At 70.7% G+C, this 9,922-nt stretch carries 11 protein-coding genes; 9 read left to right on the top strand and 2 right to left on the bottom strand.

Translation table 11 applies throughout. The annotated features are described in order from the left end of the window. Positions 1-117 precede the first annotated feature (117 nt). Positions 118-891: an alpha/beta fold hydrolase gene (locus DK459_RS21755; RefSeq protein WP_110135056.1), complete on the top strand. Its 774-nt coding sequence runs from the start codon at positions 118-120 to the stop codon at positions 889-891. A gap of 77 nt (positions 892-968) precedes the next feature. On the opposite strand, the gene DK459_RS21750 is transcribed toward DK459_RS21755, so the two are convergent. After that, positions 969-1,667: a Crp/Fnr family transcriptional regulator gene (locus tag DK459_RS21750; protein WP_110135055.1), complete on the bottom strand. Its 699-nt coding sequence runs from the start codon at positions 1,665-1,667 to the stop codon at positions 969-971. Between the two features lie 99 nt (positions 1,668-1,766). Here DK459_RS21750 and DK459_RS21745 point away from each other — a divergent pair, with 99 nt between their 5' ends. The 8 genes from DK459_RS21745 (at position 1,767) to DK459_RS30645 (ending at position 8,947) form a co-directional block, all read left to right on the top strand. Next, positions 1,767-2,837, top strand: coding sequence for an ABC transporter substrate-binding protein (locus DK459_RS21745; RefSeq protein WP_024069764.1), 1,071 nt, complete (start codon positions 1,767-1,769; stop codon positions 2,835-2,837). Next, positions 2,821-3,897, top strand: a complete 1,077-nt coding sequence (locus DK459_RS21740) for an iron ABC transporter permease (RefSeq protein WP_024069763.1) — start codon at positions 2,821-2,823, stop codon at positions 3,895-3,897. The genes DK459_RS21745 and DK459_RS21740 overlap by 17 nt, the downstream gene beginning before the upstream one ends. Further along, positions 3,890-4,627: an ABC transporter ATP-binding protein gene (locus tag DK459_RS21735; protein WP_024069762.1), complete on the top strand. Its 738-nt coding sequence runs from the start codon at positions 3,890-3,892 to the stop codon at positions 4,625-4,627. Before DK459_RS21740 ends, DK459_RS21735 begins: the two co-directional genes overlap by 8 nt. A gap of 6 nt (positions 4,628-4,633) precedes the next feature. Continuing rightward, positions 4,634-5,236, top strand: a complete 603-nt coding sequence (locus DK459_RS21730; protein ID WP_024069761.1) for a hypothetical protein — start codon at positions 4,634-4,636, stop codon at positions 5,234-5,236. Then, positions 5,233-5,871, top strand: coding sequence for a hypothetical protein (locus DK459_RS21725; protein WP_110135054.1), 639 nt, complete (start codon positions 5,233-5,235; stop codon positions 5,869-5,871). The genes DK459_RS21730 and DK459_RS21725 overlap by 4 nt, the downstream gene beginning before the upstream one ends. A gap of 44 nt (positions 5,872-5,915) precedes the next feature. Then, entirely contained in the window at positions 5,916-8,078 is a 2,163-nt protein-coding gene (locus tag DK459_RS21720; protein ID WP_110135053.1) for a TonB-dependent receptor, read from the top strand. A 56-nt stretch (positions 8,079-8,134) separates the two neighbouring features. After that, a complete protein-coding gene (locus DK459_RS21715) occupies positions 8,135-8,686 on the top strand; it encodes a hypothetical protein (RefSeq protein WP_054497628.1) in 552 nt (183 codons plus the stop codon). Between the two features lie 105 nt (positions 8,687-8,791). Then, on the top strand, positions 8,792-8,947 hold the full coding sequence (locus tag DK459_RS30645) for a hypothetical protein (protein WP_158288283.1): 156 nt from the start codon (positions 8,792-8,794) through the stop codon (positions 8,945-8,947). A gap of 39 nt (positions 8,948-8,986) precedes the next feature. Here DK459_RS30645 and DK459_RS21710 read toward each other — a convergent pair. Then, positions 8,987-9,922 (bottom strand): MFS transporter (locus DK459_RS21710; RefSeq protein ID WP_199234304.1); only part of this gene is annotated, 936 nt, incomplete at its 5' end.

Here is a 9,922-nt window from a genome sequence, read left to right as displayed (position 1 = left end):
CAGGGCGGGGAGACGGCGCATCGGTCAATCATCCGATACCGCGCCATCGGCGGGAAAACGACACTGGCATCCAGCAAGCGCCACGTCGGCGTTTGATCCCGAAAAAAAGGAATCGTCATGAAGCGCCATATTATCGCAGCCTCCCTCCTGGCCGCCGGCCTGTTCGCCGCGCCCGTCTCGCAATCGTTCGCCGCCGAGCCGGCCGCCGCCCGGCCGTCCGTGGTGATCGTGCACGGCGCCTTCGCCGACGGCTCGGACTGGGCCAAGGTGGTCGCCCTGCTGCAGGCCAAGGGCGTGCAGGTGCAGGCGGTGCAGAACCCGCTGGAGTCGCTGGCCGGCGACGTGGCCGCCGCCAACCGCGCCATCGACAACCAGCCCGGCAAGGTGGTGCTGGTCGGCCACTCGTGGGGCGGCACGGTGATCACCGAGGCCGGCAATCATCCCAAGGTCGCCAGCCTGGTCTACGTGGCCGCCTTCGCGCCCAATGCCGGCCAGTCGGTGGCGACGCTGACCGAAGGCACGCCCAAGGCGCCGGGCTCGGACAGCATCGGCGCCGACAGCCATGGCTGGCTGAGCCTGTCGGCCGCCGGCCTGGCGCGCGATTTCGCCCAGGACGTGCCAGCCGCGCAGGCCCGGGTGATGGCCGCCACGCAGGGCCCGATCAAGGCCAGCGCCTTTGGCGAGGCGGTGTCGACCGCCGCGTGGAAGACCAGGCCGTCGTGGTTCGTCGTCAGCAACCACGACCGCATGATCCTGCCGGCGCTGCAGCGCCAGATGGCGCAGCGCATCGGCGCCAAGGTCACGGAACTGCAGGCCAGCCACGTGCCGCAGCAATCGCAGCCGGAAGCGGTGGCGCGGGTGATCCTGGATGCGGTGGCGAGTGTGAAGTGAGGGGGCCGTGACGCCCGGTGACGTGACATCGGGCTGTCACGCATGAACGCCGCGCGTCCGTCGGGACGCGCGGCGTTTCAGCATCCGGAGGCCAGTTGTTCGAGCGGCGCGAGCCGCAGCACGTAGAGCGTGCCGCGGCGGCTGGCGATGATGCCTTCGCGGCGCCATTTGGCGAAGATGCGGCTGAGCGTTTCGGCGCGCATGCCGAGCTTGATGGCGATCTGCGAGTGGCTAAGCGGCAGCGCCAGCGGCTGGTCGGCCTGCGGCTTGCCGGCGCGCAGCACGTATTCGGCCAGCCGTTCCTCGGCCGAGCTGGAGGTCAGCCAGTCGATCTGGTCGGTGTGGTGGCGCACCAGGTTGGCGGCGTGCGTCATGACGCGGCAGGCGAAGCGGGCGTCGTCCAGGCACAGCTGCCGGAAGGCGTCGGCCTGCAGCAAGCAGCCGTTGCCGTCGGTGCGGGCGCGCACGCTGTGCAGGTGGCGCGGCGAGGTCTCGAACAGCGTCAGCGCCGACAGCCAGCCGCCCGGCCCGACGTGGCCAAAGACCTTGTCGCCGCCGTCGGCGGTGTAGCGCAGGCCCTGTACCGACCCTTCGCAGACCAGCAGGCAGGAGGTCGCGGCCTGGCCTTCCGAGAACAACGTGTCGCCGGCCTCGAACCGCAGCCAGCGGCTGTGCGTTGCCAAGGCATCCAACGCGCCGTCGCCGACGCCGTCGAACCAGGGATGGCGGCGCAGGGCGGCCGTCAGGAGGGACTTTGACGAATTGACAATAGTCATTTGAGGGAGCGGCCCCGCCGCTTAGAATTAAATAAGATTGATTCTTATTTGTAATGGTACCACCGCGCCAGCCGGCGCCGTCCGTCCCCCTCATTTCCCATGGCTATCCGATTCCTGCGCAGTGCCGCGTTCGCGGCGCTGGTCCTGTTGCCGCCCGCCGTCCTGGCGGCCCCTACCGCCTTCACCGACATGCTGGGCAACCCGGTGCCGCTAGCGGCGCCCGCGCGCCGCGTGGTCACGCTGCCGATGCCCGCGGGTTCGCTGCTGATCTCGCTGGACGGCGGCGCGCAGCACCTGGCCGGCATGCATCCCAACGCCCATGAACTGATGAAGGACGGCCTGCTGGCGCGCATGTTCCCGGCCCTCGCCGCCATCCGGACGGACATCACGCGCTCGGGCTTCGCGCCCAACGTCGAGACGCTGCTGCAGATCCAGCCGGACCTGGTGTGGCAGTGGGGGCACATGGGCGACGACCTGATCGCGCCGCTGCGCAACGCCGGCCTGCCCGTGGCGGCGCTGCTGTATGGCGACGAGGCGCGCAGCCGCGAATGGATCCGGTTGATGGGCCGGTCGCTGGGGCAGGAGGCGCGCGCCGCCGCGCAACTGGCGTGGCGCGACCAGGTGCGGGCGGACATCGCCAGGGTGACCGACGGCCTGCGGCCCGACCAGCGTCCGGGCGTGCTGTACCTGGCGCGCTACGCGCCGCAGTTGCGCGCCTCGGGCGCGGGCACCAGCTTCGACGATGACATCCGCCTGGCCGGCGGCCGCAATGTGGCGGCGGCGATCGGCAGCGGGCAGACGATCAACATCGAACAGCTCATGGCGTGGGCGCCGGACGTGATCCTGCTGAACAACTTCGAGCCCGGGCTGACGCCGGCCATGCTGTATCAGGACCCGCTGTTCGCCGACATTCCGGCGGTGCGCAACCATCGCGTCTACAAGATCCCGGCCGGCGGCTACCTGTGGGATCCGCCCAGCCAGGAATCGCCGCTGTACTGGCAGTGGCTGAGCCAGCTGCTGCACCCGGACCGCTTCGACTGGCCGCTGCGCGAGCACATCGCGCAGGCGTACACGCAGCTGTATGGCCACACGCCCGATGCAGCGGATATCGACACCGTGCTGCACGCGCGGCAGAACCAGGGAGCCGCCGGCTATGACCGCCTGCGCTGAATCCGTGCCGCTCGAGGCGGGCGTGGCGCGTCGCCGCCTGGCCTGGCCGTGGCTGTTGATGGCGCTGGCGTTGCCGGCGTCGATGCTGGCGGCGCTGTGCGTGGGCCGCTACCCGCTGCCGCTGGCGCATGTGTCCAGCGTGCTGGCGGGGCTGGCGCTGCCCGACGGCCTGGCCGACTGGCTGCCGGCCGTCAGCGGCGCCGAACAGCGCGTGGTGTTGCAGGTGCGGCTGCCGCGGGTGCTGCTGTCGGTGCTGGCCGGTTCCAGCCTGGCGCTGTGCGGCGCGGCGCTGCAGGGCGCGTTCCGCAATCCGCTGGTGGGGCCGCAGATCCTCGGCATCTCGTCCGGCGCGGCGTTCGGCGGCTGCGCCGCGATCCTGCTGTTCTCGTCGCTGTGGGCGACGCTGGGACTGGCCTTCGCCGGCGGCCTGCTGGCGGTGGCCATCGTCTATCTGCTGGGACGCACGCAGGGCCGCGCCACCATCCTGATGCTGGTGCTGGCGGGTGTGGTCACCAGCGCCTTCTTTTCCGCGCTGATCTCGCTGGCCACGTACTTCGCGGACCCCAACGACAGCCTGCCGGCGATCGTGTTCTGGCTGATGGGCAGCTTCGCCACGGCCTCGTACGTCAAGCTGGCCGCGGCCGCGCTGCCGATCGCGGCGGGCATGGGCCTGCTGTATGCGCTGCGGTTCCGCATCAACGTGCTGTCGCTGGGCGATGAGCAGGCCAGCGCCATGGGCATCGCGGTCGAGCCGCTGCGCTGGCTGCTGCTGGGCTGCGCCACGCTGGTGGTGTCGGCCAGCGTGGCGGTGTCCGGCACCGTCGGCTGGGTCGGGCTGGTGGTGCCGCACATCGCGCGCATGCTGGTCGGCCCGGATCACCGCGCGCTGCTGCCGGCCAGCGCGCTGATCGGCGGCACCTACATGGTGTGGGTCGATACGGTGGCGCGCAGCGCCACCAGCGCCGAGATTCCGCTGGGCGTGATCACCGCGCTGATCGGCGCGCCGCTGTTCGCCTGGCTGCTGCGCCGCACGCAGGGCGGGGGAGCGCACCATGCTTGAACTCGATCGCCTGGCGGTGCAGGCGGGCGGCCGCCGCCTGCTGTCGGACCTGTCGCTGCGCGTGCGCGGCGGCGAGATCCTGGCGGTGCTGGGGCCCAACGGCCGCGGCAAGACCTCGCTGCTCAAGACCCTGCTGGGCCTGCGGGCGCCGGCCGCCGGCGCGGTGCGCCTGCAAGGCCACGCCGCCTACGTGCCGCAGCGCACCGACGCGCTGTTCGCCTACGACGCGCTGGCGATGGTGACGATGGGCCGCGCCCGCCATCTGCGCTGGTATGCGTCGCCCGGCCCGCGCGACCGCGAGATCGCCCGCGACTGCCTGCGGGCGGTGGGGCTGGAGTCGTTGGCCGGGCGGCCGTTCCAGGCCTTGAGCGGCGGCCAGCAGCAACTGGTGTGCATCGCGCGGGCCATGGCCAGCGCCAGTTCCATCATCGTGCTCGACGAACCGGGCGCGGCGCTGGACCTGCGCAACCAGGACATCATCTTGTCGCTCCTGCGCCGGCTGGCGCGCGAGCAAGGCCTGGCGGTGGTGTTCTCGACCCACCAGCCGCAGCACGCGCAGCACATCGCCGACCAGACCCTGCTGATGCACGACGACGCCTGCGAGGTCGGCCCGACTCCCTTGATGTGCACCGACGAGCGCCTGAGCCGCCTGTACCGCATGCCGGTGCGGGTGGCGTCGCTGGCGGGCGAGGCCGGCGAGGTGCGCGGCGTGATTCCTCTTTTCCGTTGATCCCTGATGACCTCCATCGTCTACCTGAACCACTGGAGCGGCAATGGCCCCGCCGCGCTCACCGGCGGCGAGCGGCCGCGCGCCGTGGCCGAACCGCTGTATGGCTTGGCGCGGCTCGACCTGGCGCGCGTGCGCGCCTTGCTGGTGCCCGCCAACGTCGACCAGCGCTATCTGCTCGGGCAGCGCGACCGGCTTGAAGCCTGGCTGCTGGCCGGCGGCGCCATGGTGTTCAACGGCCACGTCGCCTATCCGTTCCTGCGCTGGCTGCGGCCCTTCGCGCCGGGGGCGGCGCGCGGCCTGGACGGCCTGCGGGTGCATCGCGCCGCTGCGCATCCGGTGTTCGAGGGCGTCGATCCCGAACACCTGACCTTCCGGCGCGGCGTGGCCGGCTTCTACGCGCGAGGCGGCAACCCGCCGCCCGACGGCGCGCGGGTGCTGAACACCCTGGGCCCGGACGCCCTGCCGGTGGACTGGGTGCTGGCGCTGCCCGGCGGCGGCCGCCTGCTGACGCACAGCGGCAACGATCTGTGGATGTATGCGGGCAGCGTCGACAGCGCCGGGCGCATCGTGCCGCAGCTGTTCGACTGGCTGTGGGGAGACGCCGCATGACCGCCGCCATGACCTCGCGCACCCCCGTGATCGCGGCGCTGGACGCCGGCACGTATTACCACCACCGCACCTTCCACACGCCGGAACTGACGCCGTATCTCGACCGTTTCATTTACCTGCCCGAACTGGACGACGCCGCGCTGGCCGACTGCGACGCCCTGATCGTGCCGTGCCGGACCCACCCGGACCTGCTCGTGCCGCACCGCGCGCGCTTCGCCCGCTTCCTGGCCTCGGGCAGGACGCTGGTGGCGATGGGCGAGACCGGCTCGCACCGCTGGCTGGATGGCGTGCATTGGACCGATTGCGAAGTGAACTTCTGGTGGTGGAAGACCCCGGGCGCCGATTCGGGCCTGCGCCTGGCGCAACCCGCGCACCCGCTGTTCTCGCACCTGACGCTGGCCGACGCCACCTGGCACCAGCACGGCACCTTCACGCCGCCGCCGGGCGCGGTCTCGCTGATCGACAAGGCCGGCGCGGGCTCGGTGCTGTACGAGGACCGCCACAGCACGGCGGGGCGGCTGATCGTGACCTCGCTGGATCCGATGTACCACCACGGTAGCTATTTCATGCCCGCCGCGTCCCGTTTCCTGCGGGGCTTCCTGCCCTGGCTGAAAGCTTCCACTCCCGCCGCCTGAGGCGGCGCCGTCCGACCCCTTGGTCTTTTCTATCGCGTCCACGTATGTCACGTCCTTCCTCTCTCTCGCCCCTCGTCCGCGCCAGCCTGCTGACCGCCGCGGCCATTGGCGCGCCGGCGGCCGCCGCCGACGCGCCGCAACTTCCCGCCATCCAGGTCAGCGCCGAGCGTCCGGCCGATGACGGACGCCTGCGGCCCCTGGGCGCCACGCCCGCTCCCGCCACCATCGACCACGCGGTGACGCAGCCGGTCACGGTGGTCGAGCGCCAGGACATCGAGCGCCTCAACACCGACAGCACCCTCGACCTGCTGGGCCGCGTGCCCAACGCCACCGTCAGCCGCAGCGGCGGCATCGCCGGCACCATCTTCCTGCGCGGGCTGAACACCAACGACATGCGGGTGCCGATGTTCATCGACGGCGACCGCTTCCGCGGCCGCAATACGCTGCAGTTCATGCTGATCAGCCCGACCGAGATCGAACAGGTCGAGGTGGTGCGCGGCCCGGATTCGTCGCGCTTCGGCAGCGATGGCCTGGGCGGCCTGATCAACTTCGTCACCAAGCGCGGCCATGGCAACCTGGAGCAGCCGTTCAGCCTGAACGGCGGCGAAGCCTCGGTCACGTACCGCAGCAACGGCCACGGCGTGCAGAGCAACGTGGCGGTGGAAGGCGCGGGCGATGGCTTCGACCTGCGCGTCTACGCCACCGGCCGCCGCGCCAGCAACTACGACAGCGCCACGGGCGAGGTGCCCAACAGCGACTTTCGCGGCGCCGGCGGCGGCATCGTGCTGGGCTACATGCCCGACGCCCGCCAGCGCATCGAGGCCAGCGCGCGCGTGGCCTACGTCAAGGACGGCGCCGCCGGCACCGTGCCGCCGTATCCCGCCGCCAGCAGCCGGCGCGACCCCAACCGCGTCAAGCAGGCCCGGCTGGCCTATAGCGGCGAATTCGACGGCGCCATCAGCGCGCTCAAGGCCAGCGTCTACGTCAACGAGTTCGATACCTGGATGTCGGCGCGCAACCAGACCAACCCGGCGCGCCTGGTCGAGACCCGCAGCCATGTGATCGGCCCGGTGGTCTATGGCGGCAGCGTGGCCGCGACGGTGCCGTGGGCGCAGACCACCACCACCTTCGGCCTGGACTTCATGCACGAGCGCCGCCCCGGCTCGGAAAGCCGCAGCGACATCACCGTCTACCGGCCCAACGGCACCTCGACCACCACCAGCACGCCCTACGCCAAGACCGGCCCCAATCAGTACCAGACCAACGTCGGCGCCTTCCTGACGACGGAGTGGAAGCCCGCGCCCAAGTGGACCGTGACCGCCGGCGGCCGCTTCGACTGGTTCCGTTCCGACGTGGGCCTGGATGCGCTGCCGTCGCCCAACCTGCTGCCGGCCTTCCGCGCCGCGCAGGACAGCAAGCAGACCGCCACCACTGGCAGCCTGGGCCTGTCGTATCGCGCCACCGACGTGGTCGAACTGCTGGGCAGCGTCGGCACCTCGTTCCGCATGCCGTGGACGTCCGAGATGTTCAGCGCCGGCTACACCGGCACCAGTTACACCATTCCCAATCCCGAGCTGAAGCCCGAGCGCGGCACCACCGTCGAGGGCGGCACGCGCCTGCACTTCGATAGCGCCACGGTCGGCCTGACCGCGTTCCGCAGCGACTACCGCGACTTCCTGGAGAACGCCACCACGACCTACCTGGGCCTGCCCGCGACCCAGCGCCGCAACGTCGGCAAGGTACGCATCCAGGGGGTGGAGACCGATTGGCGCTGGCAGCTGACGCGCACCGTCAACCTGTACGGCAACGCCAGCTACCTGCACGCCACCAATCGCAACACCGACCGGCCGCTGGCTTCCATCGCGCCGCTCAGCGGCATCGTGGGCCTGCAGTATGTGGGCGCCAACGAGGCCTACGCGTTGAGCGGCGAAGTGCAGTGGGCCAAGGGCCAGAGTCGCTATGACGCCCGCACCGAATATCCGGCGGCCGGCTACGGCGTGGTCAACCTGTACGCGCAATTGCAGCTGGACCGCCTGGGCCTGCCGCAACTGGGCAATACCCAGGTGGTGCTGGGCGTGAACAACCTGTTCGATCGCGCATATCGCACGGCCGCGACCTCGTCCAACGTGGCCTACGCCATGACCGACCTGAACCCGTTGCTGGAGCCGGGCCGCAGCTTCAGCCTGACGCTGCGCACGCGCTTCTGACAGCCATCGCGCCGGCCGGCCGCACGTCGTGGCCGGCCATCTTTTTGGAGACTTTCATGACGATCCCGACCATTCCCGCCGGCAGCGAACTGCGCGTGCAAGGCGAGCACGGCCCCATTCTGATTCCGTTCGAGGCCGTCATGGCCTACCACGGCCACGGTGCGCTCGCCATGCTGGCGCTGATCTTCCAGGGCCTGCGCGGCGCGCTGGCGCGGCTGGAGACCGATGGCGTGCCGGTGCCGCGCGGCGAACTGAGCGTGGTCAGCGGCCATCCCGGGCCGGGTGTGAGGGACGCCTTCGAGTTCGCCACGCGCGCCGTCACCCGCGGCTGTTACCGGATCGACCTGTCGCTGCCCGAGGCGCGCTACAGCCAGGCCGCGGACAAGTCGTACAGCTTCTGGCTGACGCGCGGGGAGCGGCGGGTGCAGGCGGTGCTGCGCGAGGGCGTGCTGCCGCCGGAGTTCTTCGCGCTGCTGGGCAACCCGGCGCCCGAGGCGCGGCGCGAACATGCGCGGCTGCGGGCGCGTATCGCCGAAACGGTGCTGGGGCAGGCGCCGGAGGCGTTATTTGCGTTCGCACTGAGCGCCCCGGCCGTGGTGGCTCCTTGACGCCGATCGCGCTATTTTTATTCGGGGAACTGAAAGGACTGGACCCGGTCCATACCCGACGGATCGGCCGCCGGCCAATCCGCCTGATATATCAAGGAACCCCTCATGTTCGGGATCGGAATCGCCCTGGCCATTCTTGGCGCCGTGTGCCTGCGCGCGGCCATCGGCACGCATCGCGCGGGTTGCGAGCGCCGTGACAGCTACGCCCTGGCGGGGCTGGGCATCGTCGCGGGAAGTGGCGGCGCGCTGTTGCTGATATAGCCGCGAGGGCGGCGTCCGCCCCGCAGGCCCGCGCCGCCGTTACAACGCCCGGCTGTGCTGTCCCGCGCCCACGGCGCCGCCGCCCTGGCGGGCCGCCTCCCGCTCCGGCGTCGGCAGGTAGATCGCGCACAGCAGGTTGGCGCCGGCAATGATGGCGAACATCAGCGCCATCGGCTGCCAGGTCAGGCCGAAGGTGTGCGCCACCCACAGGCCCACCAGCGGGGTGGTGCCGCCGAAGATCGCGCCGCACAGTTGGAAGCTGAGCGAGATGCCGGTGTAGCGCATCTCCACCGGGAAGGCCAGCGGCAGGTAGGGCGCCAGCACCGCGTAGTAGGCGCCGATCAGGAAGATGGCGGTGAGGATGCCGATGGCGATGTTCTGGATGTCGCCGGTCAGGATCAGCATCATCATCGGCACCGCCCACAGCGTCGACAGCGCGGTGACCCAGATCAGGAAGCGGCGCTCGCCGACGCGGGTGGCGATGTAGGAGGCGATCGGGAAGCTGATCAGCTCGACCACGCCGGCCCAGGTCACCACGTCCAGGATCTGGCTGCGCGTGATCTTCAGGTAGGTGGTGGTGTAGGTGATCATCAGCGTGGTCACGAAGTAGAACCCCGAGATGCCCAGCAGGCACAGGCCGATGCCCAGCAGCAGCGCGCGCTTGCGTTCGCGCAGCACCATGCTGATGGGGGCGGTGCTTTCCCTTTTCTTTTCCTTCAGGCGCGCTTCCAGTTCGGGGCTTTCGTTGACGCCGCGGCGGATGACGAAGGCCACCAGCACCAGCACGCCGCTGATGATGAAGGGCAGGCGCCAGCCCCAGGCCAGGAAGTCTTGCTTCGGCAGGTCGGACACCAGGCGGAACACGCCGGTCGCCAGGATCAGGCCGATGGGGCTGCCGTACTGCGGCGCCGAGGCCAGGAAGGTGCGCCACTTGGGCGGCGCGTGTTCGGCCGCGATCAGCACCGCGCCGCCCCA

The organism is Achromobacter sp. RW408, assembly GCF_003184165.1.
GTDB lineage: Bacteria > Pseudomonadota > Gammaproteobacteria > Burkholderiales > Burkholderiaceae_B > Achromobacter > Achromobacter xylosoxidans.
This window is presented reverse-complemented; position numbering and strand designations above follow the sequence as displayed.